Here is a 26,236-nt window from a genome sequence, read left to right as displayed (position 1 = left end):
AACTGGAGACCAAACACCATGAACGACAGTGCAATCCGGTACGACCGTGATGCCGATGGCATCGTCACGCTCATTCTCGACGACCCGGCCCAATCCGCGAACACGATGAACGAGGGGTTCATCGTGTCGCTGGGCGAGGTGGTCGATCGGCTGGTCGCCGAGCGCGACTCCATCGCCGGGGTGGTCCTGACCTCGGCGAAGAAGACCTTCTTCGCCGGTGGCGATCTCGGTGACATCCTGAAGTCCCGACCCGGTCAGGCCGAGGCCGTCACGGCCAACGTCAACCGGATCAAGGATCCGATGCGACGGCTCGAGACGCTGGGAAGGCCGGTGGTCGCCGCGATCAACGGTGCGGCACTGGGTGGCGGCCTGGAGCTGGCGCTGGCCTGCCACCACCGGATCGCGCTGAACGCCCGCGGCGTCCAGATCGGTCTCCCGGAGGCGACGCTCGGTCTGCTGCCGGGAGGCGGGGGCATCGTGCGCACCGTGCGACTTCTCGGAGTGGTGACCGCGCTGACCCAGGTCCTCCTGCAGGGGCAGCGTCACTCGCCGGACAAGGCGCTCGCGCTCGGGCTCGTCGACGAGTTGGTGGAGGACTCCGACGACCTGGTGCCTGCGGCCAAGAGGTGGATCGCCGCGAATCCCGGTGCATCACAGCCATGGGATGCCAAGGGGTACAAGATCCCCGGCGGAACCCCGGCGACGCCCGCGCTCGCCGCGAACCTCCCGGCCTTCCCTGCGAACCTGCGCAGGCAGCTCAAGGGCGCCCCGTACCCGGCGCCGATCGCGATCATGAGTGCCGCCGTCGAGGGCGCGCAGGTGGACTTCGACACCGCGCAGACGATCGAGAACCGGTACTTCGCGGAGCTCGCGACGGGGCAGATCTCGAAGAACATGATCCGCGCGTTCTTCTTCGACATGCAGAAGGCCAACTCACTGTTCAAGCAGTACGGCGGCGCGGACCGCGAGCCCGTGCGCAAGGTGGTGGTACTCGGTGCCGGGATGATGGGGGCCGCAATCGCCTATGTGTGCGCGAAATCCGGGATGGACGTCGTGCTCAAGGACGTCTCGCTCGAGGCCGCGCAGCGGGGCAAGGGCTACTCGAAGCACCTTCTCGACAAGGCCGTCGCCAACGGCCGCAGCACGCAGGAGGAGGCCGACGCGATTCTCGGTCGGATCCTGCCCGCCGATCGGCCCGAGGCCGCCTCGGGCGCCGAGCTCGTCATCGAGGCGGTGTTCGAGGACCCGGCTGTGAAGAACAAGGTGTTCGCCGAGATCGACGAGTTCATCAACCCGGACGCGTTGCTCTGCTCGAACACCTCGACATTGCCCATCACCCTGCTCGGCGAGGGGGTCTCGCGTACCGAGGACTTCATCGGGCTGCACTTCTTCTCCCCGGTCGACAAGATGCCCCTTGTCGAGATCATCAGGGGAGACAAGACCGGCGAGGAGGCGCTCGGTCGGGCCCTCGCCGTGGTCGAGCAGATCGGCAAGACCCCGATCGTGGTCAACGACAGCAGGGGCTTCTTCACCAGCCGCGTCATCGGTACCTTCACCAACGAGGGCATCGCCATGCTCGGCGAAGGCATCTCACCCGCCTCGATCGAGCAGGCGACGCTGCAGGCCGGCTACCCGGCCCCGGTGCTGGCGCTGATGGACGAGCTGACCCTCACCCTGCCGCGCAAGATCCGGGAGGAGACCAGGTCCGCGGCGATCGCGGCCGGGCAGGTGTGGGCACCGCACCCCGCGGACGCCGTCGTCGATCGGATGATCGACGAGTTCGACCGTAAGGGCCGCTCCACCGGTGCGGGCTTCTACGACTACGGCGACGGCAAGCGGGTGGGGCTCTGGCCCGGGCTCGGGGCCTTCGGCGGCACTGTCGAGATCCCGTTCGAGGACATGATGGAACGGATGCTGTTCATCGAGGCCATCGAGACGGTGCGCTGTCTCGAGGAGGGCGTGCTCGACACCGCAACCGACGCCAACGTCGGCTCGATCCTCGGCATCGGATACCCGGGCTGGACCGGTGGCGTGGCGCGGTACATCGATCAATACCGGGGTGGCGTGGCGGGATTCGTGGAGCGGGCGCGTGAATTGGCCAAGCGCTACGGAGATCGCTTCGCCCCGCCGCAGCTGCTGCTGGACAAGGCCGCCGACGGTGGCACCTTCGAGGAGGGCAACTGACATGCTGCGCACCCGATTCACCGAGGCGTTCGGGGTCGACCATCCGATCGTGCAGGGCGGGATGATGTGGGTCGGCCGCGCCGAACTGGTAGCGGCAGTCGCCAATTCCGGTGCCCTCGGGTTCATCACGGCCCTGACTCAGCCGACGCCCGAGGACCTGACGAAGGAAATCGCACGCTGCCGGGACCTGACCGACAAGCCGTTCGGCGTCAACCTCACGATCCTGCCGTCGATCAACCCACCGCCCTACGCGGAGTATCGCCAGGCCATCGTGGAGTCGGGCGTCACCATCGTCGAGACCGCAGGCTCCAACCCGATCGACCACCTGCCGCATTTCAAGGACGCCGGGATCAAGGTCATCCACAAGTGCACCAGCGTCCGTCACGCGCTCAAGGCCGAACAGGTCGGCGTGGATGCGGTGAGTATCGACGGATTCGAGTGCGCAGGCCATCCGGGTGAGGACGACGTGCCCGGCCTGGTCCTCATCCCGGCCGCGACCCGACTTGTGCGCATCCCGGTCCTCGCGTCCGGTGGGATCGCGGACGCCCGTGGCCTTGTCGCCGCGCTCGCGCTCGGCGCGGAGGGGGTGAACATGGGCACCCGGTTCATGTGCACGCAGGAATCGCCGATCGCCGAGCGGGTCAAGCGGCAGATCGTGGCGAACAGCGAGCTCGACACGGCGCTGATCTTCCGCACGCTCCGCAACACCGCGCGGGTGGCCGCGAACGCCGTGAGCGCCGAGGTCGTCGACATCGAATCGCGCGGTGGGGCAACCTTCGACGACGTCAGGGACCTGGTTGCCGGGGCGCGGGGACGCACGGTGTTCGAGGACGGCGACCTCGATGCGGGCGTCTGGACGGCGGGACAGTGTCAGGGACTGATCCACGACGTCCCGAGCGTCGAGGACCTGGTGTCGCGGATGGTGGCGGAGGCCGAACAGATCATCGCAGGCCGCTTGGCCGGGGTGGTGGCCGCCAGCGAGCCGGTGGGGGCCCTCCGATGACCGCGACGCCCGAGCTCGAGTTGATGGGCGGGCTGCGGATCGAGTTCGTGAAGGGGGTCCTGCGGATCACCATCGACCGCCAGGAGCGGATGAACGCGATAGACCTGGCGACGATGGATGCCTTGGGTGACCTGCTGACCGGGCGTGCGAAAGATCCGTCGGTCAGGGTCGTGGTGATCGGTGGAGCGGGTGCTGCCTTCTCGACCGGCGCCGACCTCGCCGCGGCGGCACACGGGCCGGAGGCGGACCCCCTGGTCGTGATGAACTCGGCGAACCGGGTGGTCCGGGCCATCCTCACGCTGCCGATCCCGGTGATCGCGGAGGTGAACGGGGCGGCGGCCGGAGTCGGTGCGTCAATCGCCTTCGCGGCCGATCTGGCATTCGCGTCGCCGAGCGCGTACTTCCTGTTGGCCTTCGTCAACGTCGGGCTGATGCCCGACGGTGGATCGAGTCTGCTCGTCCCCGCAGCGATCGGGCGGGCCAAGGCGAGCGAGATGGCCCTACTCGGGAGGAAGCTCGGAGCCACGGACGCCGCAACCGGCGGATTGATCGCCCGTGTGCTCCCCGAGGACGAGCTGTCGTCTCACGTGCGGGCGGTCGCGGCCAAGCTCGCCCGAGGTCCCCGGCGCGCGATCGAACTGACCAAACGCGCGCTGACCGCCACCACCCTCGCCCGAATCGACGAGGCGCTCGAACGGGAAACCGAGGGCCAGATCGAACTCCTGGCGGCACCCGATTTCCGGGAAGGTGTCGCGGCGATGCTCGGTGGCCGGGCGCCAGAATTCGGCCGTTGAGGCACGGCGCGGCCGGTCCGCCGTGCCTCCCGGACGGGCCGGGCCCTGATTGAACATACGTCCAGTCAGGGCCCGGTTTCGCGATGCGAATCTGTGTTAACAAAAATCCCGCGCGCGGGAACGCGTATTGCCATACTGGGCGCATCCGTGAGGGTACGTCAGCCAGCCATACCGTGACAGGGAAGGAACATCAGGATGTCACTCAGCGATGATCTGCTCTCGCAGCCGCTGCAGGCCCGTAGGAACCATTGGAACAACCAGGTCGTCACCCATGCGGCCATGCGGCCGGACGCGGTGGCGCTCCGCTTCCAGGGAGCCACCACCACGTGGTCCGAGCTGCACCGGCGCTCGGAGTCGTTCGCTGACGCGCTCGCTCGGCGAGGTGTCGGGTCCGGCGACAGGGTTCTGCTCGTCATGCTCAACCGCCCCGAATTCCTCGAGGCGGTCCTCGCCGTCAATTCGCTCGGCGCCATCGCGGTTCCGGTCAACTTCCGCCTCACCCCGCCCGAGATCGCATTCATCGTGACCGACAGTGGCGCGACCGCGGTCGTGACCGACGTACCGCTGGCGCCCCTGGTCGCTGCCGTGCGAGCTCAGGTTCCTGCCCTGTCGACCTGTGTCGTCGTGGGGCAGCCGGGTGCGGACGGGGTGCTCGGCTACGAAGAACTGCTCGACGAGGACGGCGCGGCCCATGCGCCGATCGACCTGGTCGAGGACACCCCCGCGCTGATCATGTACACCTCCGGCACGACGGGCAGCCCCAAGGGGGCGGTGCTGTCACATGCGAACATGCAGGCGCAGGCCCTGACCTGCATCCGGGCCCTGCGGATGTCCGGTGGTGACGACGTCGGGTTCTGTGCCTCGCCGATGTTCCACATCGCGGCGCTCGGGAGCATGGCTCCCTCCCTCGTGCTCGGAGTGCCGACGGTGATCCATCCGCTCGGCGCATTCAACCCGACGGAGCTGCTGGAGGTATGGGAGGCGGAGCGGGTCACCACGGCCTTCCTCGTGCCGGTGCAGTGGCAGGCGGTGTGCGCGGAACCGACTGTCCGTCAGCGTGATCTGGCGCTGCGGGTGATCAGCTGGGGTGCTGCGCCTGCTTCCGACGTCGTACTGCAGGCGATGGCGGACACCTTCCCCGACGCGGTCAACGTTGCGGTGTTCGGGCAAACCGAGATGTCGCCGATCACGTGCGTTCTGGACGGCGAGGACGCGGTGCGCAAGCTGGGTTCGGTCGGAAAGGTCATCCCGACGATCCAGGCGCGCATCGTGGACGACGAGATGAACGACGTGCCCGCGGGGCAGGTCGGCGAGATCGTCTACCGGGGCCCGACGATGATGCGCGAGTACTGGCGAAACCCGCAGGGCACGGCAGATGCGTTCGCGGGCGGCTGGTTCCACTCCGGAGACTTGGTTCGGCAGGACGAGGAGGGGTTCATCTTCGTCGTCGACCGGAAGAAGGACATGATCATCTCCGGCGGGGAGAACATCTACTGCGCCGAGGTCGAGAACGCGTTGTTCGCACATCCGAAGGTGTTGGAAGCGGCGGTGATCGGGCGACCGGACGACAGGTGGGGCGAGGTGCCCGTCGCCGTCGTGGCGCTGCGGGGTGACGATCTGACCCTCGGCGAGTTGTCCGAGTTCCTCGATGGTCGGCTCGCCCGGTACAAGCACCCGAAGGAACTGGTGATCGTGGATGCGCTGCCGCGCAACGCCAGCGGCAAGGTGGTCAAGGGTGAGCTGCGCAAGGACCACGGATCGATGTCGGTCAGAGCCGGTTGACGCCCGCTCGGGGCATGGGCGACGGGGAGGGTCGTCCATGCCCCTCTCTCGCGTCGCGGGGCCTCCGGTTCTTCTACTCGACGCATCAGTGCTGAATCTCTGCTAACTAGATGAGTCGGTCGACGCCGGGCCATCCGGGACGAAATCCATTGACATAGACGGATCTCTGAGGTTCAACAATGGGTAGCCTCCGATGAGGCCTGCTCTCATTTTCTTGAGAATCACCGTTCACTTAATCCTTGCGGCGGAGTGCAAGCCGTGAGAGGCTTCACACATTCGAGGTCCGCGGCCTTCGATCGCGAACTGGCTGAGAGGGGGCTCTGGCGATGACATACGAACTACCGGTCGCCAAGGGGCCGGTTCGTGACGTCGCGAACCAGGGCGGGTACCTGATCGGATTCGCGGTTCTCTCGCTCGTGGCGCTGGTCCGAGCGTTGTTTCGGCGCCGATTGTCTCTGCACGAGACCATCACTCAGACGCTGTTCATAGGCCGGGTCAGCACCGGCCCGTCGCTGCTGCTGATGATCCCGATCGGCGTGTTCATCGCGGTGTCGGTGGGGGAGCTCGCGGGTCGGATCGGTGCGGGTGGGTACTCGGGTGCGGTGGTGGCATTCATCATCGTCGGGCAGGCCGCCGCGCTCGTGTGCGCGCTGATGATGGCGGGCGTCGCGGGCTCGGCGATCTGCACCGACCTGGGGTCACGCAAGATCCGGGAGGAGATCGATGCCATGGAGGTCATGGGCATCGATGTCGTCGAGCGGCTGGTCGCGCCGAGGCTGGTAGCCGCGGTGGTGGTCTCGCTCGCGCTGTGTTCGATGGTGACCTTCGGCGGCGTGATGGCCTGCTACCTCTATCACATTTACGTTCAACATCTTCCGGCCGGAACTTTCATGTCGACCTTCAGTCAGTACGGACGGATGTCCGACTTCGTGATGGCGCTGGTGAAGGCGGCGGTCTTCGGTCTCACGTCCACCCTGGTGGCAACCTTCAAGGGCTTGCACACCAAGGGTGGGCCACGCGGAGTCGCGGATGCGGTCAACGAGGCGGTGGTGATCGCCTTCGCCCTGGTGTTCATCGTCAACGCCGCACTCTCCGCGCTCTACACCGTGATGGTCCCGGCCGTGGGGTCCTACTGATGGTGGGCTTCGACACGATGGTCCGCGTGCGGCGTCAGTCGACCGTGCCCGTCAGGGCGGTCTACGGGGCGCTGGTCGACGTCGGCAGGCACGTGACCTTCTACGCACGGACCATCGCATCGATCCCGTTCGCGCTCACGAGGTATCGCAAGCACGTCCTCGGCCAGATCAGCGAGGTCAGCTTCGGTACCAATTCACTGCTCTCCGGGGGCGGCACCATCGGCATCGTGTTCGCGATGTCACTGGCCGCCGCGATGATGCTCGGCGTCGAGACGCAGCGCGGTCTCGAACTGGTCGGGATGACGACGATGTCGGGAATGCTCTCCGCCATCGCGAACACCCGCGAGCTCGCGCCGGTCGTGGTCGCCATCGCGCTGGCGGCCAAGGTCGGCACCGGATTCACAGCCCAGATCGGCGCGATGCGGATCTCGGATGAGATCGACGCGCTGGACGCGATGGCAATCCGCTCGATCCCGTTCCTCGCGGGAACCCGGGTGCTGGCCGCCATGGTCTGCGTCCTCCCCATCTTCATGGTCGGACTGCTCGCGAGCTACCTCTCGACACGGCTGGTGATCGTGTTCTGGGGCGGTGCCTCCGCGGGCACCTACGACTACTTCTTCCACCTGGCGCTTTCCCCGCAGGACCTCGTCTACGCCGCGCTCAAGGCGGTGGTCTTCTCAGCGGTGGTCTCGCTGGTGCACTGCGCATACGGCTACTACGCCTCGGGCGGCCCCGCGGGGGTCGGGCAGGCCGCGGGCCGTGCGCTGCGTACCGCGATCCTCGCGATCGGGATCCTCGATGTGTTGATGACCTTCGCGCTGTGGGGTCTGGTCCCGGAGATTCCCGGAATGGGGGTCTGAGGTGGACCAGTTCACGGGACGATCGCGCGCCTGGCTGGCGCTGCGCGGGGCGGTCGCGGTGCTCGTCGGTGTGCTCGCCGCGGTGACGCTTGTGCTGCGCGGATCGGGGAACCTGCAGCGCGATCCCGAGGTGGTCGTCGCCATTCCCGCGTCGGCGGGCCTGATCACCGGTGAAGCGCCGGTGCGCTATTCCGGTGTCAACATCGGCAGGATTGCCGGAATCGACTCGGGCACCGAGTCTTCCGTTGTGCGCCTGCAGATCGATGCCGCCGAGATCGGGCACGTGCCGTCCTCGGTTCGCGCGCGGGTGGTTCCCAGGACGTTCTTCGGGGACATCTACATCCAGTTGGTCGATGATCCGAACGCTCCTGCAGGGGTTGCCCTCGCGGACGGTGACGCGATCGCTGTCGACGCCGGTCCGGACGCCGTGGCGCTCTACGGGGTGTACAAGAAGATGGTCGACGTCCTCGACCACATGCAGCCGCAGAAGATGCAGACCGCGCTGACCGCGCTCGGCCAGGCGCTCGACGGGCGGGGTGAGACGGTCGGCCGAATCGTCGACCAGCTCGGATCGGCGTCGCGAACACTCGGCCCCACCGCCGAGCAGTTCGTCGCGGCCACTCCCGATTTCCGTTCGGTGATGGCGGCGCTCGACACGGCGACGCCGGACGTGCTCGCCACCCTGACCGCGGCGACATCGGTATCGCAGCGAATGGTGGATCACGGCGCGCAGGTTGCGGCGATGTTCGGGAGCGCGGCGGGATTCGCCTCGGTGGCGGCGTCGTTCGTCGGCGAGCAGCGCGATCAGATCATCACCGTGGTCGATTCGACGGGCACCATCCTCGCGACCACCGCCGCGAACCCGTCCGGCCTGGTCGACACCCTGTCCGGGGCCGAGACCTTCGGGGCGGCAGGCGCTCGGGTGTTCGCCACGGGAAAGTTCAACATCACCGCGGTGCCGACGTTTCAGGGCCCGCTGCCGTACACGGCGTCCGACTGCCCGCACTACGGCGATCAGTACGGTGCCGACTGCGGTGGTGCTCAGGTCCGGTCCGCGCAACCGGGGCGCCAGGCGGTGGTCGATGTGGGACGCGAGGCTCCCGTGTTGAACCTTCTCGAGGCCGGCCTCGGCGAGAATCGCGCGAGCACCGACCCGGATGCCCTCCCGAATCCGGCCACCGTCGTCATGCTCGGACCGATGGTGCGCGGCAGTGAGGTGACCGTCCGATGAAGATCGGTTGGGTGCCAGCGCTGAAGGCCGTCGGATTCTGCCTGACCGGCGTGCTGTGCGGGTCGTTCGTGGTGAACACGCTGACGGTTCCTGTGCGCGGCGCCACCGACCGGTACACGCTCGAATTCACCGACGTGGAGGGCCTGAATCCCGGCAACCCGGTGACCATGGCGGGCGTTCGCGTGGGGCGCGTCGAGACCATCGACTTCGCCGACGCGGGCGGCGGCACCAGCAAGGCCGTGGTCCGGATCGAGGTCGAATCGGAGCACAGGCTGGACCGGGATGTCACCGCCGCGGTCCGATACGGCGACATGCTGGGCGCACGCTACATCGCGCTGACCCAACCGGACGGCGCCGCGATCGACACCGTGGCGATCGGACAGCGCCCGGCTGCCCTCGAACCGGGTGGGCTGATCCCGGTCACGCAGACCACGCCGCCGGTGGATCTGACCGCTCTGATGAACGGGTTCCGGCCGTTGTTCGACGCGCTCGCCCCGGATCAGGTCAACACCCTCACCCGTGGATTCGTCGAGACCTTCAGCGGTCAGGGACAGACGATCGCGACCCTGCTCGCGCAGATCGGCTCGCTGAGTACCGGGTTGGTCGATCGGCAGCTGGTGATCGAGCAGCTGGTGGACAACCTGGCCTCGCTGCTTGGCTCGGTCGAAGCGAGGGCCCCTCAGCTCGAGCAGTTACTGGCAGGGCTCAGCGGGCTGAGCACTTCTGTGGCGGGCAACAGCGATCAACTGGTCGCACTGCTCGGCGACGGGAACCGGGCAGTCGCTCAGATGGCGCAGGCGATGGCCCGGTCCAACGGGGCCTTCGGGAGGTCCGTGACCGATCTGAAGGCGGTGACCGACAGCTGGGTCGCGAGCACCGATGAGTTCAACGCCTTCGTGGCCAAGATGCCGGAGTTCGGGGCCACGATCAACCGGATCGGCAGCTACGGCGGATTCGTCAATCTCTACCTCTGCAACTTCACCATGAAGGCGGGCGACGTGGAAGCAAACATCTTCGGCAGCACGCATTCGCCGGTGTGCTCATGATGTTCCTGGTGAAGCTGATCGACGTGTTCGTCGGCGCCACACGGTTTCTGTTCACCGGCGAGCGACGGCCTGGAAGTGGCACGCCGATGGTTCTCGGCGCATTGGGGATCATCGCGCTGGTGGCGGGCCTCGGGATCGCGATCGGCGCGCCGAAGGCGTGGTACCTGGCGCGGACCAGTTCCTTTGTCGCCGAACTCGACAACGCCGCCGGGTTGTCCGGAGGTGACCCCGTGTACGTGGCGGGGGTCCCGGCCGGCCGGGTGGAGGGAATCGAGTTGTCGGGCGACCACGTCCGTGTCGACTTCCGGTTGGACAAGCAGCAGCCACTCGGCAATCAGAGCACCGCAACCGTGCGGCTCAAGACGGTGCTCGGCAAGCGGTACCTCGAGATCGTGCCCGCCGGGATCGACGACGGCGGCACCGTCATCCCGCGCTCCCGCACCACCGTTCCGTACAGCCTCGATGACGTCAGCAGGGACGCGACGGCGGCCGCCGAGGGTGTCGATGTCGACTCGATACAGGCGATGATGACCACGTTGTCCCAGATCATGCCAGCCGATTCGGACCAACTCGGGAAGACCCTCGCCGGTCTCAGCGGTGCATCGGCCGCGTTCGCCGAGAATGGGCAGCAGATAGACGATCTCCTCGTCATGTCCCGGTCGCTTTCCGATCTCGTTGTCCGTCAGAGTGATTCGCTGGCGACGACGATGTCGAACGCGCAGACCGTCGTGCAGATCCTTGCCGTGAGAAAGCAGGCGCTGACCGAACTGGTGGACAACCTCAGCGCCGTGGTGGCAACCCTGTCCACCTCGATGTCCGACCATCAGGAGGAGTTCGGACTACTGGTCTCGAACCTCGTGTCGATCACGGACACGCTGAAGACGAACGCGGGCAACATCGACTTGCTGATGGACCGGCTGCCACCCGCCCTCCGATCCGCGACCGATGCGACCGGCAACGGGGCATGGACCGACGTCAACGCGCCTGCCGCGGTGATCCCGGACAACATGCTGTGTGCCCTCGGAGTGATGCAGGGGTGCAGATGACCGCCGCCCGATGGTCGCGAGTCGCGACCGCGCTCACGCTCGCCGTCGCGCTGGTGACGGCGGGATGGTTCGTCTTTTCCCGCACCGACGACTCGAAGACGGTGTACGCGAACTTCAGCTACGTCAACGGGATCTATCCCGGCAGCAAGGTCACCGTGCTCGGAGTCCCGGTCGGGACGGTGGTCGCGGTACAGCCGCAGGGCACCTCGGTGCGTGTGACGATGACGGTGCCCGGCGAGGTGGAGTTGCCGGCAGATGCGAGTGCCTACGTGCTCAACCCGTCGGTGATCAGCGACCGGCACGTCGAACTCGGACCCACCTACGGTGGCGGGCCGACACTCGCGGACGGTGCCGAGATCCCGCTGGAACGCAGCCACGCCCCGATCGACTTCGACGGACTGATGGGCAGCATCAGCACGCTCACCGATGCCCTCGGTGGGGGTGCACCGAACCTGCCGGGTGGCAGCACCGGCGACCTGCTGACCGAGGTCGCGGACAACTGGCGCGGCAACGGCGACCAGTTCAACGCCGCCATCAAGAATCTCAGTGCGGCAACGGGAGTGGTGGGAGCACGGGCCGAGGACATCGGCGCACTGGTGCGCAATCTCAACACCCTGATGGTCGCGTTGGATGCCCGTCAGGTGAGCCTGGACTCCCTCGTTGCCGACCTCGGCGAGCTGGGTGACGAGTGGTCTGCGCAGAAGATCGACATCGCTCGACCGTTGCAGGACCTGCGGGTGGTGCTCGATCAGGTCAACAGCTTCATGACCCGACACGGCGACGACGTCGGCACGATCGCCGAGAACACGCGGGTGCTCGGCGACACGCTTGCCGCGAACCAGGCGGGCCTCGCCGAGTTCATGGATGTGGTGCCGCTGCTGATGCAGAACCTGTCCAACACCGTCGGACCCGACAATCGGGGCCGGATCCGGCTGAACGTCTCGACGGCGCTGACCCAGTTCGCCGTCGCGAAGCCGCTCTGTGACGCCTACCCGCTGCCGCTGTGTACCGGGGCCGGGTTCACCAATCCGATCTCGTTCCCGGTCAGTGCCTCCGACCCGCTGGGCATCGTCTCGGCGGTCACCGGGGGCGCGCTGCCGCCGAGGGGGAACTGATGCGCCGCAAGTCGATCGGTCTCGCCTGCGTCGCCTCGGCGGGCAGTCTGCTCCTCTCGGGCTGCGGCGTCGGCATCGCGGACCTGCCGCTGGGCCGCACGGCGGACGGTCCCGACTACGTGGTCACGCTGCAACTCGCAACCGCGGATGGGTTGCAGCCGGGTGCCGACGTACTGAACGGGCAGAAGGTGATCGGTCGCGTCGCGGACCTGGAGACGGACACGGTGGGGGCGAGGGTCTCGTTGAGTCTCGAACTCGCAACCGAACTGCCGGACGATGTCGAGGCGTCTGTGGAACTTCCCTCGGCGCTGGGGAACCCGTTCATCAGGCTCACCGAACCGGCGCAGCCCTCGACGCGGCCGCTGCGGGAAGGCGATGTCATCGCCGAGTCCCGCACGACGATCGGTCCGCAGATCGAAAGCGCGCTGGCCACCCTCGGCGCGATTGTCAGCGGAAGCGGGTTGAGTCAGTTGCAGACCGTCGTCGGCGAGTTGAACACGGCGTTCGCGGGCCGGTCGGGGGAGGTGCGGGGACTGACGGACACGCTCGCCTCCCTGATGGCGGGCGCGACCGCCAATCAGAGCGAGTTCGACGCCGCCATCGACCTCGCTGCACGGGTCTCGCAGCAGCTGGCAGATCAGCAACGGGTCGTCGACGGCTACCTCGACGCGATGCCGGGCGCGGTCGAACTGCTCACGCAGCAACGGGATTCCATCGCATCGCTGCTCGCGTCGACGACCGCACTCACGAGTAGCGCCGACGCCATACTCGCTGCGTCGCCGCAGGGTATCGACGGCATGCTCGCCGATGCAGGCACGGTGATCGGGGCATTGAACAGCGTCAACGGCAGGATCGCCACGACGCTGGACAACATGAACACGTTCCTGGGGAATTTCGGACGCTCGGTGCACGGGGATTACCTGAACTTCGATGGCGCGCTCGACATCCCGGGGGGCATCGACAAGCTGATCACCGGAGGAGCGCTGCCCGGCGGCGCCGCGAGCCCGCCCGCGGGCACACTGGCATCGTTGCTGGCCGGCGGTGTCCGGCTGCCGGTTCCGATCCCTGGTGGTGTCCGATGAGACGCCTCGTGCTCGTCCAGCTGGTGCTGTTCGCCCTCACATCGGCGATCGTCATCCCGTTCGGCATCAACTACGTCCTCGGGCCGCAGGCGTTCGGGGACCCGGTCCGGGTGCATGCCACGATGGCGGACGCGCTCGGGCTAACCGCGGGCACCAGTGTCACCTACAGGGGGGTCACGGTCGGGAAGGTGGCCGGGGTCTCGCTCGACCCCGACATCCGTGGTGCCCGTGTGGAGTTCGACCTGGACCCGGGGACCCTGATCCCGCAGGACAGCGTCGCACGGGTCGGGATGGGGACAGCCGCAGGCATCCAGAACGTCGACATCTTCCCCAACACCGAGCGGGGCCCCTACCTCGCGGAGGGCGACGAGCTGGCCGCGCCCGCCGACGAGCAGCCGGTCCAGATGAGCCAGATGATGTTGCAGGCCGCCCGACTGCTCGAGGACATCGATCCGCAGGCGGTCAGCGATATCGGCACGGAGCTCGGCGCGTCGTTCGACGGTCTCGGTCCGGCGATGGCGAGCATGATCGATCACGGTGATCGGCTGTCGGCTCAACTCGACCAACAGGCTCCGATGCTCAAGGCCCTTCTCGAGCGGACGACGAGTCTGGTGGGAGCGATGGCGGGACAGACCGATTCGTTCGGGCGGGGGATGGCGGCGGCACGCAACTTCACCGAGCAGCTCGACTCGAGCGCGCCGGTCCTCGTCTACCTCGCCGACACCTCCCCGCAGGCGCTCGGCAATGCCAGGACCCTGTTCGACCGTTACCACGACACGTTCGGGGCCGTGCTCGCGAACCTGGTGACCGTGGAGCCGATCATCTCGGATCGCCGCGACGCCCTCGCCGCCGGTCTCGTCGGTATTCCACAGGGTCTCGGCAAGTTGGAGTCGATCGTCACCGGGGATCGGGCGAACTTCGCTCTCGTCGCAACGCAGGGGCCGGTCTGCAGCTATGACACCGTGCGGAGGGCGGTCGGCGACGTGAGTCCGACCGAAGCCGATCTCACCTACTACTGCCCGCCGGGAACGAACCTCGCGCAGCGTGGCGCCCGGAATGCACCCCGCCCCAACGAACTCGGCCTGCAGACCGCGACAACGCCGGGGACCGCCATAGGCCCCCCTGTGGTCGCGGACCCGATCCTCATCCCCACCGGGGTCGAGGCATTGAACTACTGGAAATCGCTTCTGGAGGATCTCGGACATGGCAACTGACAACATCGTCGCGGCACCGCCGCGTGAGCCCGACGCCCTGCAGTCGATCGAGAGCGGGGCGGCCGAGGCCGGGCCGCCTCGTCGCGCGGCGGGTTCGCTGCGTCGACCGGCCGTGCTCGTCGCACTGCTGTTGGTGCTCGCGTTGCTCGCGACGACCGCGGCACTGACGATCCAGGTGCTCCGCGCCCGACACCTCGACGCGCTGAGGACCGAGGCCGTCGACATCGCGCGGGAGTACTCGGTGGCGATGTCCTCGTTCGACTTCCAGAGCCTGGATGCGAACCGCGACGCGATCTTGGAGATGTCGACCCCGGCGTTCGCGGACAAGTACAACCAGATGGTCGACGCGCTCGCCCAGATCGTCACGGAGGGCAAGGGACAGGCGACCGCGACCGCGGACCACGTGGCGGTCGAGCGCATCGACGACACGTCCGCGCTGGTGCTGGTCTTCGTGGACCAGCAGGCGAAGAACGTGGTCTCGCCCGACGGCAACTCCCAGAAATACCGGATGGTGGTCTCCCTCGTGCGCGATGGCGACCGATGGGTCGTCGACAACGTCGATACGAAATAGCCGACGAGAACGTCACGAGGACAGGGGAACGCGATGCCAACGCACTACTCGAAGGTCACGGCGGCCGGACCGGCCCTGACCACGGCGCAGACCCGGATCCGGATCACCTCGTCCGCACGCAGGTGGACGCGGCGACCCGCGCACATCTCCGAGGCGCTGGACTTCTGGTCGTTCGCGGGTGGCGCGGCCAACGTGGTGATGCAGCTGGGTTGGCCCGAGGTCGCCTACGGGGTGATCGAGAGCAAGGTGGAGTCAGGCAGCCTGATGCGCCATCCGTGGAAACGGGCCAGGACGACCTTTCAGTACCTCACCGTGGCGATTCTGGGAACCGAGCAGGAACGTCTCGCCTACCGGGAGGCGGTCAACGTGGCCCACCGGCAGGTGCGCTCGGATGAGAACAGCCCGGTCAGATACAACGCATTCAACCGTGAGCTCCAGCTGTGGGTGGCGGCCTGCCTGTACATCGGGTTCGAGGACACCCACCAGCTCCTGCACGGCACGATGTCGGAGGAGCAGGCGGAGTCGTTCTATCAGTCGTCCAGCACGCTGGGCACGACCCTGCAGGTCACCGAGGAGATGTGGCCGGCCACCAGGGCCGACTTCGACCACTACTGGAACAACGCGTGCCGGCGGGTGTCCATGGACGACACGGTCCGCGCGTATCTCATGGACCTGGTCGATCTGCGCATGATCGCGCGGCCCTTCCGGCTCGTCTTCGGGAACCTGTTGACCTTCCTGACCGTCGGTTTCCTGCCGCCGCTGTTCCGTGAGCAGCTCCGCGTCGAGTGGAACGAGGACGATCGCAGGCGGTTCGAGCACCTGTTCGTATTCGTCTCGTTCGTCAATCGGTTCCTGCCCCGCTTCGTCCGGCACGGAGCCAACTACGTGCTGATGCGCGACATTCGCAGGCGGATCGGCGCCGGAAGGGCGTTGATCTAGTCCGCGCGGGCGGGTTTCGCGGAAATGTGATGAAGGCTAAGTTACTCGCTAGTAACAGGCGGGTGCTGGTAGCAAATAGCGCGGAACGCGTGTCGGCTGAATGGGTCTCCCGTCCTCGGTGTGCGATGATTTCGGTTGCTGTATTGCAGGTTATGGCGGACTGCGTGCTGTGACGGGGGTCATTGGGAGGTGGAGGCAGGCTCCGCGACCTGTACTGGCCGATCGAGCGACCCTCGACGCGGTTGATGGACCGTACGCACTGTTCACCGATGGCGGGCACCCTCGCTGACGTGGACTTATGCGCCTGGCGCCGGGTTCCTTTGGGAAAACGGCTAACGCGGATCGTTCGAGCGGCGATGAGATGGGTGGACTGAACGGAAGACCATTTCGCCGCTTGGGCGGGGCCATGACGGGATACAGCGACGAGTGTTGTCGAGATGGGGGAGCGAACGTTGGACGCCCTGGGTACGGTCGGACCTGCTGAATCTTCGGATGAAGGGGCGCAGGTGAGTGCGCACCCGCAGGATGCCGCACCGTTTCCGCTCTCGTCCGCCCAGCGTGGCATGTGGTTCGCTCAGCAGGCCGCAGGAGATGTTCCCCTCAACATCGCGCAGTATGTCGAGGTCGACGGCGTCCTCGACATAGACGTCCTCACGGCGGCTTGCCGGTTCGCGGGCATGGAGCTCGGCTCTGCCTACATGCGACTGATCGCCGATGACGGCCTTCCCCAGCAGATCATCGATCGAACGATCGACGATCGCGTCGAGTTCGTCGATCTCTCGGGGCACGAGGATCCGATCGCGGCGGCGCAGGCCTGGATGCGCAACGACTACGGATCCGCGCGCGACCTGTTCGTCGAGCGTCTCAACGTGTCGACGGTTCTGAAGCTCGCCGACGATCGCAGCTACTGGTACTGCCGCTTCCATCACATCTCCATCGACGGCTTCGGCGCGATGAACATGCTCAACCGCGCCGCGGAGGTCTACACGGCTCTCGTAGAGGGCAGCGACATCGCCCCGGGCAAGGCGGCGGACCTCGTCGAGATCTACGAGGACGAGCTCGTCTACCGCAACTCCGACCGCTTCCAGCGTGACAGGGAGTACTGGATCGAGCGGGTCGTCGACCTGCCCGCAGCTCCCAGCCTCGCCGGCCGCACCGCGCCCGTCGACTCGCATGCCACCGTGGCGGGCGAGCAGGTCCCGCCGTCCACGGCCGAGCTGCTCGGTGCGACGGCGTCCGCGAGCGTCGTCGGCGAGACCCCCGCCATCGTCGCGGCCTTCGCCGGCTATCTCGCCGCGATGACCGGTAACGCCGACGTGGTGCTGAGCCTGCCGGTCTCCGCTCGGTCGTCCGCGGTGCTGCGCCGGTCCGGCGGCATGGTGTCCAATGTCGTCCCGATCCGGCTGCGTATCGACGGCGACACCACCGTCGAGGACCTGATCGGAAAGGCGAACCTCGAGCTGACCGGCGCCCTGCGGCGCCAGCGGTACCGGCACGAGGACATGCGCCGCGACGCCGGAACCGTCGACGGGCAGCGCGGTTTCTTCGGACCGTCGATCAACATCATGATGTTCCACCGCGAGATCCGGCTCGGTGACCTCACCGGCCGGTTCACGGTGCTCAGCACGGGCCCGGTGGAGGACCTCGCCGTCAACCTCTACCCCAGCGTCGCGGGCAAGAGCGTGCAGATCGACTTCGAGGGCAACCCCAACCTCTACAGCGCGTCGGATCTCGACGCCTACCACCACCGGTTCCTGAGCTACCTCGAGCGATTCCTGTCGGTCTCGCGCGATACCGAGGTGCGCGGCATCGACCTCCTCGAGGTGGGGGAGGCGGAGCACCTCCGATCTCTCGGCGAGGGCGGGTCTGCCCCCTTCGAGTCGAACATCATCGATCGCTGGGAACAGAGCGTTCGGCGTGACGCAGGCGCCGTCGCGGTTGTCGGGTCCGGAAGGTCCGTCACCAGGGGTGAACTCGACCGGCGCGCCAATCAGCTCGCGCGCGAGCTGATTGCAAGGGGCGTCGGGGCCGACGACATCGTGGCGCTGATGGTGCCTCGGTCGGTGGACTGGGTCATCGGGATGCTGGCCACGTGGAAGGCGGGGGCCGCGTACGCCTACGTCGACCCGACGCTGCCCACCGACCGGGTGCAGTCGATCCTGGAGGACTGCGCGGTGAGCTGCGTGGTCGCCACGAGCGCGTGGGAGCGGGCCGGATTCGACGGCCAGGTCATCCTGCTCGACGATCCGATCTCGCAGGCCGCGGTCGCCGAACTCGATCCCACCGCCCCCGCGAATCGGTGGGCCGAGCCGTGCGCGGGCGAGCGCATCGCCTACGTCATCTCGACCTCGGGTTCGACCGGCAGGCCCAAGCCGACGCTGGTCCCGATGCACGGGTTCGCGAACAACGTGCACTGGTACCGCGGAGAGGTGGCGCTGCAGCCCGGCCAGGGCCTGATCGTGGCGGGCTCACCGAGTTTCGATGCCACCCAGAAGAACGTCTGGGTGGGGCTGTCGGAGGGCTGGTCGGTTCATCTCGCCGGCGATCCGTTCGATCCGGTCGAGGTCCTGGACATCGTCGACAGCGAGGTCGTGCGGGTCGCGAACATGGCGCCGAGCCTGTTCAACGTTCTGCTCGATCACGACACCAGGGGTGTCCTTCCCAAGCTCGATGCGGTCTTCCTCGGTGGCGAGGCCATGCGCGTGGACCGGCTGGGTCATCTCGCCGCGGCGGGCACCCGACTGGTCAACCACTACGGTCCCACCGAGGTGACCGACATGACGACCTTCCACGAGGTGACCGTCGACCACGCGAGCTACCCGGATGGGCGGATCCCGATCGGTGGGCCGCTCCCCAACGTCGATCTGTACGTCCTCGACGAGCACCTGCGGCCGGTTCCCGCGGGGGTGACCGGAGAGCTGTACGTCGGTGGCTCCGGTGTCGCGCGTGGATACGGCAACAGGTTCGGCCTCACCGCGTCGACGTTTGTCGCGGACCCCTTCCGTGGCGCAGGAACGCGCATGTACCGCACCGGCGACGTGGTGTGGTGGAACGCCGATGGTGAGCTCGAGTTCCAGGGCCGCAGCGACTTCCAGGTGAAGATCCGCGGACTCCGGATCGAGCTGGGCGATATCGAGGCCGCCGTCCTCGCGCACCCGGACGTGGTGGCGGCCACCGTGCTGGTCCACGAGAGTGATCTCGGGCAGCGGCTGATCGGCTACGCCGTCCCGGCGGCGGGCGCCGACCTCGACGTCGCTGCCGTCATCGGTCATGTCGGCGAGCTGGTGCCCAGCTACATGGTGCCCGCATCGATCATCGTGCTGGATCGGCTGCCGCTGACCGCGAACGGCAAGGTGGACCGAAAGGCGTTGCCGGAACCTGACTTCCGGACCCCGGTGTCCGCGTTCGTGGCGCCTGCCACCGCGATGGAGAAGACCATCGCCGCGGTGTTCGCCGAGGTGCTCGGCCTCGACGAGGTCAGCGTGGAGGACAGCTTCTTCGCGCTCGGCGGCGACAGCATCATGTCGATCCAGCTGGTCTCCCGCGCCAAGGAGGCCGGCGCGGTGTTCACCACCCGCGACGTGTTCGACTGTAAGACGGTCGCGGGACTCGCCGAGGTGGTCACGCGCCGTCAGCTCAGCGACGACGTCCAGTTCGTGCTCGACGAGTTGCCTGGCGGCGGCGTCGGTGACCTCCCGCTGTTGCCTGTGGTCCAGTGGATGGTAGATCGGGGACGCTTCGACCGGCTGGCACAGGCTGTCCTGTTGACGCTGCCCGACGCCGTCGACGACGGACACCTGCGGGACGCGCTGCAGTCCGTGCTCGACCACCACGACGCGCTGCGTTCACGCCTGGCGCGACATGCGGACGGGGAGTGGATCTTCCAGGTCGGCGAACCCGGTGCGGTGCGTGCCGGAGACCTCATGCGCACGGTCTCCCTCACTGTCGAGCCCGGTACCGACGAGTTCGAGGCCGCCGTCGACGAACTGCTCGACGCGGCTGCCGACCGACTAGACCCCGCGGCCGGGGTGATGGTGGCCGTGGTCAGGACGACCTCGCCGTCGGGTGCGGGTCGACTGCTGATCGTGATCCACCACCTCGCCGTCGACGGTGTCTCCTGGCGAGTGCTGATTCCCGACGTCGCGATCGCGTGGTCGAACACCGCCGCCGGACAGACGGTGGCGCTCGAGCCGGTCGGTACCTCCATGCGCCGGTGGGCGCACAGCCTGTCCGAGGAGGCTGGCAGCGACGCCCGCGCGGATGAGTTCGACCGCTGGCGAGAGGTGCTCGACGGACCGGACCCCGTGCTCGGTTCGCGTGCGCTCGACACGGCCGTCGACACGGCGGAGACCGCACAGACGGTCCGGATCGACATCTCGCCCGAGGTCACCTCGGCCGTGATGACCAGCATCCCCCGTGCGTTCCACGGTGGCGTCAACGACGGACTGCTGTCGGCACTGTTGCTCGCGGTCGCCCGCTGGCGCCGCGACCGTGGCGTCGACGAGTCCTCGGTCCTGTTGTCCCTCGAGGGCCACGGGCGCGACGACGACGTGATCGCCGGGGCCGATCTGTCCCGCACGGTCGGCTGGTTCACCAGTATCTTCCCGGTTCGCCTCGATCTCGCGGGCGCGGATCTCGACGACGCGCTCGCGGCGGGTCCGGCAGCGGGTGCGGTGGTCAAGGCCGTCAAGGAGCAGTTGCTCGCGGTTCCCGACGGCGGCCTCGGCTACGGCATGCTGCGTCACCTCGGGGAGGCGACCGGAGCCCGGCTGGCCGCGATGGCCGAGCCGCAGATCATCTTCAACTACCTGGGACGCACGGCGTCGGTCGGAGAGCACCTCATCGGCGCTCCGTGGACACCGGACGACACCGTCGGCATCGGCGGATTCATGTCGACCACCGACGGCACGACCCCGCTGTCGGCGACCGTCGAGATCAACGCAGGCATCGAGGGCGAGGGGCCGAACGCGCACCTCGCCGCCTCGTTCACTTTCGCGGGCGGACTGCTCAGCGAGGACGAGGCCCGATCGCTCGGGCACTGGTGGGCCTGTGCCCTCGAGGCGATCGCGACCTTTGCGAGCGGAAGTGACGCAGGCGGATTGACGCCGTCCGACCTGAATCTCGTTGAGCTGTCGCAGAAGCAGGTGGACCGGCTCGAGCAGCGGTACCCGAAGCTCACCGACGTGTGGCCGCTGGCGCCGCTGCAGCACGGCATGTACTTCCATTCGCTGCTGTCCTCGGACGTCGACGTCTACACCGCGCAGATCCTGATCGAACTCGGCGGCGACGTCGACGCCGATCGTCTCCGGACGGCCGGCCAGGCGCTGATCGACCGGCACGAGAACTTCCGGACCGCCTTCGTGCAGGACGAGGACGGTGGCGAGGTCCTGCAGGTGCTGCTGCACGACGCGCAGTTGCCGTGGACCCACACGGACCTGTCGTCGATGGACCCGCAGGCCGCCGCGGTCGAGGTGGAGCGGATCCTGGAGGCGGATCGGACCACCCGATTCGATCTCGGCTCGGCGCCGCTGACCCGCTTCCACCTGATCAAGACGGCACCCGCGAAGTGGCTGCTGACGGTCACCAACCACCACATCCTGATGGACGGCTGGTCGACCCCGTTGATCATCCGCGATCTGCTGACCCTCTATGCGGCGGCCGGTTCGTCCGACGTGCTGCCGAGGGCCCGTTCGTACCGGGACTTCCTCTCGTGGCTTGCGGCCCAGGATGCCGAGGCCACCAAGGCCCGCTGGCAGCGGGTGCTCGCCGGCATCGAAGAGCCGACCCTGCTGGCGGCGCGCAGCGAGGCGGCCGCGGAGGACACGGTGCCCGATGAGGTGTCCGCGGCGCTGTCCGCCGACCTCGACCGGCGGCTGTCCGAGCTGGGCCGCTCCCTCGAGGTCACCACGAACACGCTGCTGCAGGCGGCCTGGGGTGTGGTGCTCGGCCAGCTCACCGCCCGCGACGACATCGTCTTCGGTGCCACCGTCTCGGGGCGTCCGCCGGAGTTGGCAGGCGTGGAATCGATGGTCGGCCTGTTCATCAACACGGTCCCCGTCCGGATCGAGCTCGATTCCGAGGAGTCGGTCGCGGAGTTGCTCTCCCGCGTCCAGCGTGAGCAGTCCGAGACCCTCGGCCATCAGCACATGGGTCTCAGCGAGATCCTGACGGCGCAGGGCAAGGGAAACCTGTTCGACACCCTTGTGGTGCTCGAGTCCTACCCCGTCGACCGGCAGGGGCTGACCGAACACTCCGACATCGCGGGTATGCGTCTGCTCGATGTCGGGGTCCGTGACGGCTCGCACTACCCGCTCGCGGTCGTCGGACTGCTCGGCGAGACGCTCGAGCTGAACCTGAAGTACATGCCGTCGGTGTTCGACCGTGCCGCGGTCGAGGGCTTCCTCGGCCGCCTCGTGCGGGTGCTCGAGGCGTTCGCGGCGGACCAGGATGAACGCGTCGGCGGGATCGAGTTGCTCGGAGCCGACGAGCGCACCCGGCTGGTACCGGTGCGCGGCACGGGCTCGGTCTCGGGATCGACTCTGCCCGAGCTGCTCTCGGCGGCGGCAACGGCCAACCCGCAGTCGGTGGCGCTGGTTGCAGGCGGCCGGGAGCTGACCTATGCCGAGCTCGACGAGCGCTCGAACCGGGTGGCCCGCGCGCTCATCGCGGCAGGCGTCGGCCCGGAGACGTTCGTTTCGCTGGCGCTCCCGCGCTCGGTCGAATCCGTGCTCGGTGTGTGGTCGGTGTCGAAGGCGGGCGGCGCGTATCTGCCGATCGACCCGGGTTACCCCGAGGACCGGATCGCCCACATGGTGTCCGATTCGGGTGTGCGCATCGGGCTGACCGTCGCCGCGCACCGTGCCGGGCTGCCCGAGTCGGTCACCTGGGTCGTGCTCGACGATCCGCAGTTCGTCGCGCGCTGCGAGGGCCTGGCGGCGGGTGCCGTGGCCGACGCGGAGCGGGTCGCGCCGCTGCGGCTCGAGCACAGCGCCTACATGATCTACACCTCCGGCTCCACCGGGTTGCCGAAGGGCGTCGTCGTCACCCACACCGGGCTGGCGAACTTCGCGAGCGAGCAGCGGGAGCGGTACGGGGTGTCCGCGTCCTCGCGCACGCTGCACTTCTCCTCGCCGAGCTTCGACGCCTCGGTACTCGAACTGCTGCTCGCGGTCGGTGCCGGAGCGACGATGGTGATCGCCGGACCGGAGATCTACGGAGGCGAGGAGCTCCGCGCGCTCCTGGCGACCGAGGGCGTGACCCACGCCTTCGTCACCCCGGCGGCGCTGGCGACCGTCGATCCGTCCGGACTCGACACGGTCCGCACGGTCGTCGTCGGCGGCGACGCCTGCAGCCCTGACCTGGTGGCACGGTGGTCCGTCGGCCGGGCGATGTTCAACGCCTACGGCCCCTCCGAGGGCACGGTCGCGACCAACATCAGCGACGGGCTCGTCGCGGGCGAGCCCGTCACCATCGGCGGACCCATCCGTGGCGTGTCGGCCGTGGTCCTTGACGCGCGACTGCGTCCGGTCCCGGTCGGCGTCGCCGGCGAACTGTATGTCTCGGGGCTCGCGCTGGCCCGTGGTTACCACGGACGGACCGGCCTGAGCGCCGAGCGGTTCGTGGCCGATCCGTTCGGTGCGTCCGGTGGCCGGATGTACCGGACCGGGGACGTGGTGCGGTGGATCGAGGCGCCCGGCACCGACACCGGCCTGGCCATCGAGTACGTGGGCCGCAGCGACTTCCAGGTGAAGGTGCGCGGGTTCCGTATCGAGCTCGGCGAGATCGACGCCGCGCTCGGCGCCCACGAATCGGTCGACTTCGCGGTCACGGTCGGGCGTCCCGGTCCGTCCGGCGACATCCTGCTGGCGTCGTACGTGGTCCCGGTCTCCGAGGAGGCGGTCGATGCCGCCGAGTTGAAGGAGTTCCTCGGTCAGAGCCTGCCGGGGCACATGGTGCCCTCGTCGATCGTGTTGCTCGACGCGCTGCCGCTGACGGTGAACGGCAAGCTGGATCGGAAGGCGCTGCCGGAACCCGAATTCGTTTCGGACGGGAGCGAGTTCGTTGCGCCCGATTCCCCGGTCGAGGAATTGGTGGCCGGGATCTTCGCGGAGGTGCTCGGTCTGGATCGGGTGTCGGCGACCGATTCTTTCTTCGCACTCGGCGGGAACTCGTTGTCCGCGACCCGGGTGGTTGCCCGGGTCAACTCGGCGGCAGGCGCGGCACTCGGGGTGCGTGACCTGTTCGAGGCATCCACGGTGCGGGACCTCGCGGCGCGCGCGGTCAGCACGGCCGGACGTGCGCCGCGACCCGCGCTGACGGCGGGGGATCGGCCGGATCGCCTGCCGCTCTCGCTCGCGCAGCAGCGGATGTGGCTGATCAACCAGCTCGACACCGCCTCGCCGGTGTACAACATCGCGATCGCCGTGCGGCTTTACGGCAGCCTCGATTTCGACGCGCTCGGCTCGGCCGTGACGGATGTGCTCGCGCGGCACGAATCGGTGCGGACCGTCTACCCGGCGGACGAGGGGGTGCCCCGGCAGGTCGTGCTGCCTGCCTCCTCGGTCCCGATCGATCTCGACCCGGTGGAATGCGCGGAGGAGGCGCTGACCAGCGGGCTGGTCGAGTTCGCTTCCCACGGCTTCGACGTGACCTCGTCGCCGCCGCTGCGGACGCGGTTGTTCCAGGTGGGCGATCAGGAGTTCGTGCTCGCGCTGGTCGTGCACCACATCAGCGCCGACGGTGCCTCCATGGGACCGCTGGCACGGGACGTCATGCTCGCCTACGGGCAGCGGGTCACCGGGCAGGTGCCCGGCTGGGAGCCGCTCCCGGTGCAGTACGCGGACTACGCGCTGTGGCAGCGCGAGGTCCTCGGCGCCGAGGACGACCCGGAGTCGCTGGCCTCGCGTCAGCTCGACTTCTGGGAACGGACGCTGAGCGGCATGACCGCGCTGATCGAGTTGCCGACCGACCGGCCGCGGCCTGCGCGGCAGTCGATGGACGGCGGCAAGGTCGACTTCGAGATCGGTGCGGATCTGCTCGCCCGACTGCACGAGATCGCGCGCGGCAACGACGCCACCCTCTTCATGGTCACGCACGCGGCGCTCGCGGTGTTGCTTGCCCGTCTGACTGGCGGCGAGGACATCGCGATCGCCACCCCGGTGGCCGGGCGCGGCGAGGCCGAGCTCGACGGGCTGGTCGGGATGTTCGTGAACACGCTCGTCCTGCGGGCGGGGGTGGACCCGGGCGCGACCTTCACCCAGGTGGTCCAGCAGGCCAAGAAGGTCGACCTCGAGGCCTACGCGCACGCGGACGTGCCGTTCGACAGCGTGGTGGAGCGGCTCAACCCGGAGCGTTCGACCGCCTACTCGCCGTTGGCACAGGTGATGCTCTCGTTCGAGAACCTGGGACGTCCGACCCTGGAGCTGCCGGACCTGACGGCGTCGGAGTTCGACAGCGGGTTGGTCGCGGCCAAGCTCGACCTGCAGCTGACCCTCGTGGAGAACCGGGACGCGGAGGGCAAGGTGACCAGCCTGTCCGCCTCGTTCAACTACGCGGCCGCCCTCTTCGACGAGGCCACGGTCTCCAGCTTCGCCGATCGCTTCCTGCGGATCGTGACGGCCGTGGCCGACGACGCCGAGGTGATCGTCGGCGACATCGACATCTGGAGCGCGCCCGTCGACGAGTCGCCGAGCATCGCGGGGCCCACCGTCGACGACCTGCCGGTCCTGGTCGCCGCGGTGGCCGAGGTGGTGCCCGCCGAGATCGCTCTCGAGCACGACGGGATCAGCGTCACCTATGGGCAGATGGACGAGCGCCTGAAGCTGCTCACGGCATCGCTCGCGGACCGCGGCATGGCGGTCGAGGCAATCGTCACGACGGCCCTGACCAGCCTGGTGCCGACCATCCTGCTCGCGGCGGGCGGTAGCGGCGCCGGCGACGGCTTCGCCGACGTGGTGGACCGGTTGGTCGCCGACGCGGCGGCAGCGGCGGCACGACATTCGAAGGATCCGATGGTTCGCCTTGTGACCGGTCACTGATCCACAGCAGCGAGCCCCGTTGTGTCGGTCCCGTATGTTTAGCTGCGGTGATTCGTCGCATCGGACGGCTCGCTGTTCTGTGATGCGTAAACGAACGAACCAGCTCGAATGCTTCGGAGGAACTGTTGTCTGCTGCGGATCTGACTCGATCGATCGCCGCTCTCGCCTCGGACCGCCCGGACACGATCGTTGTGTC

Annotated in this window: 15 protein-coding genes; all 15 read left to right on the top strand. The window is 68.0% G+C overall.

Features of this window, described 5'->3' with window-relative positions:
* Positions 1-18 precede the first annotated feature (18 nt).
* Positions 19-2,184, top strand: coding sequence for a 3-hydroxyacyl-CoA dehydrogenase NAD-binding domain-containing protein (locus tag ACWFRB_RS06050; RefSeq protein ID WP_452639521.1), 2,166 nt, complete (start codon positions 19-21; stop codon positions 2,182-2,184).
* A gap of 1 nt (position 2,185) precedes the next feature.
* Positions 2,186-3,187: an NAD(P)H-dependent flavin oxidoreductase gene (locus tag ACWFRB_RS06045; protein WP_452639519.1), complete on the top strand. Its 1,002-nt coding sequence runs from the start codon at positions 2,186-2,188 to the stop codon at positions 3,185-3,187.
* The gene (locus ACWFRB_RS06040) at positions 3,184-3,981 is read left to right on the top strand and encodes an enoyl-CoA hydratase (RefSeq protein ID WP_452639518.1); all 798 of its coding nucleotides are present in this window, start codon (positions 3,184-3,186) and stop codon (positions 3,979-3,981) included. Before ACWFRB_RS06045 ends, ACWFRB_RS06040 begins: the two co-directional genes overlap by 4 nt.
* A gap of 195 nt (positions 3,982-4,176) precedes the next feature.
* The gene (fadD5, locus tag ACWFRB_RS06035; protein ID WP_452639516.1) at positions 4,177-5,763 is read left to right on the top strand and encodes a fatty-acid--CoA ligase FadD5; all 1,587 of its coding nucleotides are present in this window, start codon (positions 4,177-4,179) and stop codon (positions 5,761-5,763) included.
* Between the two features lie 326 nt (positions 5,764-6,089).
* Positions 6,090-6,899, top strand: coding sequence for an MlaE family ABC transporter permease (locus tag ACWFRB_RS06030; protein ID WP_452639515.1), 810 nt, complete (start codon positions 6,090-6,092; stop codon positions 6,897-6,899).
* Positions 6,899-7,759 carry an MlaE family ABC transporter permease gene (locus tag ACWFRB_RS06025; protein WP_452639513.1) on the top strand — a complete coding sequence of 287 codons (861 nt, stop codon included), beginning with the start codon at positions 6,899-6,901 and terminating at the stop codon, positions 7,757-7,759. The genes ACWFRB_RS06030 and ACWFRB_RS06025 overlap by 1 nt, the downstream gene beginning before the upstream one ends.
* A 1-nt stretch (position 7,760) precedes the next feature.
* Complete coding sequence (locus tag ACWFRB_RS06020) at positions 7,761-8,990, top strand: MCE family protein (RefSeq protein ID WP_452639512.1); 1,230 nt, start codon at positions 7,761-7,763, stop codon at positions 8,988-8,990.
* A complete protein-coding gene (locus ACWFRB_RS06015; protein WP_452639511.1) occupies positions 8,987-10,036 on the top strand; it encodes an MCE family protein in 1,050 nt (349 codons plus the stop codon). The genes ACWFRB_RS06020 and ACWFRB_RS06015 overlap by 4 nt, the downstream gene beginning before the upstream one ends.
* On the top strand, positions 10,036-11,082 hold the full coding sequence (locus tag ACWFRB_RS06010) for an MCE family protein (RefSeq protein ID WP_452639541.1): 1,047 nt from the start codon (positions 10,036-10,038) through the stop codon (positions 11,080-11,082). The genes ACWFRB_RS06015 and ACWFRB_RS06010 overlap by 1 nt, the downstream gene beginning before the upstream one ends.
* A complete protein-coding gene (locus ACWFRB_RS06005) occupies positions 11,079-12,197 on the top strand; it encodes an MCE family protein (RefSeq protein WP_452639509.1) in 1,119 nt (372 codons plus the stop codon). The genes ACWFRB_RS06010 and ACWFRB_RS06005 overlap by 4 nt, the downstream gene beginning before the upstream one ends.
* Complete coding sequence (locus ACWFRB_RS06000; protein WP_452639508.1) at positions 12,197-13,279, top strand: MCE family protein; 1,083 nt, start codon at positions 12,197-12,199, stop codon at positions 13,277-13,279. Before ACWFRB_RS06005 ends, ACWFRB_RS06000 begins: the two co-directional genes overlap by 1 nt.
* A complete protein-coding gene (locus ACWFRB_RS05995) occupies positions 13,276-14,493 on the top strand; it encodes an MlaD family protein (RefSeq protein WP_452639506.1) in 1,218 nt (405 codons plus the stop codon). The genes ACWFRB_RS06000 and ACWFRB_RS05995 overlap by 4 nt, the downstream gene beginning before the upstream one ends.
* Positions 14,483-15,064: a mce associated protein mas1a gene (locus tag ACWFRB_RS05990; protein WP_452639504.1), complete on the top strand. Its 582-nt coding sequence runs from the start codon at positions 14,483-14,485 to the stop codon at positions 15,062-15,064. The genes ACWFRB_RS05995 and ACWFRB_RS05990 overlap by 11 nt, the downstream gene beginning before the upstream one ends.
* A 33-nt stretch (positions 15,065-15,097) precedes the next feature.
* Positions 15,098-16,003: an oxygenase MpaB family protein gene (locus tag ACWFRB_RS05985; protein WP_452639502.1), complete on the top strand. Its 906-nt coding sequence runs from the start codon at positions 15,098-15,100 to the stop codon at positions 16,001-16,003.
* A 506-nt stretch (positions 16,004-16,509) separates the two neighbouring features.
* Positions 16,510-26,040, top strand: a complete 9,531-nt coding sequence (locus ACWFRB_RS05980; RefSeq protein WP_452639501.1) for an amino acid adenylation domain-containing protein — start codon at positions 16,510-16,512, stop codon at positions 26,038-26,040.
* The last annotated feature ends 196 nt before the right edge of the window (positions 26,041-26,236 follow it).

The organism is Rhodococcus sp. NPDC055112 (genome assembly GCF_053607505.1).
Note: the sequence above shows the minus strand (reverse complement) of the source record. Positions and strands in the feature narration are given on the sequence as shown.

Coding starts and splice junctions, on each gene's coding strand:
- ACWFRB_RS06000 (WP_452639508.1), top strand. CDS start 12,197: ATGCGCCGCAAGTCGATCGGTCTCGCCTGCGTCGCCTCGGCGGGCAGT.
- ACWFRB_RS06005 (WP_452639509.1), top strand. CDS start 11,079: ATGACCGCCGCCCGATGGTCGCGAGTCGCGACCGCGCTCACGCTCGCC.
- ACWFRB_RS06010 (WP_452639541.1), top strand. CDS start 10,036: ATGTTCCTGGTGAAGCTGATCGACGTGTTCGTCGGCGCCACACGGTTT.
- ACWFRB_RS06040 (WP_452639518.1), top strand. CDS start 3,184: ATGACCGCGACGCCCGAGCTCGAGTTGATGGGCGGGCTGCGGATCGAG.
- ACWFRB_RS05995 (WP_452639506.1), top strand. CDS start 13,276: ATGAGACGCCTCGTGCTCGTCCAGCTGGTGCTGTTCGCCCTCACATCG.
- ACWFRB_RS06050 (WP_452639521.1), top strand. CDS start 19: ATGAACGACAGTGCAATCCGGTACGACCGTGATGCCGATGGCATCGTC.
- ACWFRB_RS06025 (WP_452639513.1), top strand. CDS start 6,899: ATGGTGGGCTTCGACACGATGGTCCGCGTGCGGCGTCAGTCGACCGTG.
- fadD5 (WP_452639516.1), top strand. CDS start 4,177: ATGTCACTCAGCGATGATCTGCTCTCGCAGCCGCTGCAGGCCCGTAGG.
- ACWFRB_RS06045 (WP_452639519.1), top strand. CDS start 2,186: ATGCTGCGCACCCGATTCACCGAGGCGTTCGGGGTCGACCATCCGATC.
- ACWFRB_RS05985 (WP_452639502.1), top strand. CDS start 15,098: ATGCCAACGCACTACTCGAAGGTCACGGCGGCCGGACCGGCCCTGACC.
- ACWFRB_RS06030 (WP_452639515.1), top strand. CDS start 6,090: ATGACATACGAACTACCGGTCGCCAAGGGGCCGGTTCGTGACGTCGCG.
- ACWFRB_RS06015 (WP_452639511.1), top strand. CDS start 8,987: ATGAAGATCGGTTGGGTGCCAGCGCTGAAGGCCGTCGGATTCTGCCTG.
- ACWFRB_RS05990 (WP_452639504.1), top strand. CDS start 14,483: ATGGCAACTGACAACATCGTCGCGGCACCGCCGCGTGAGCCCGACGCC.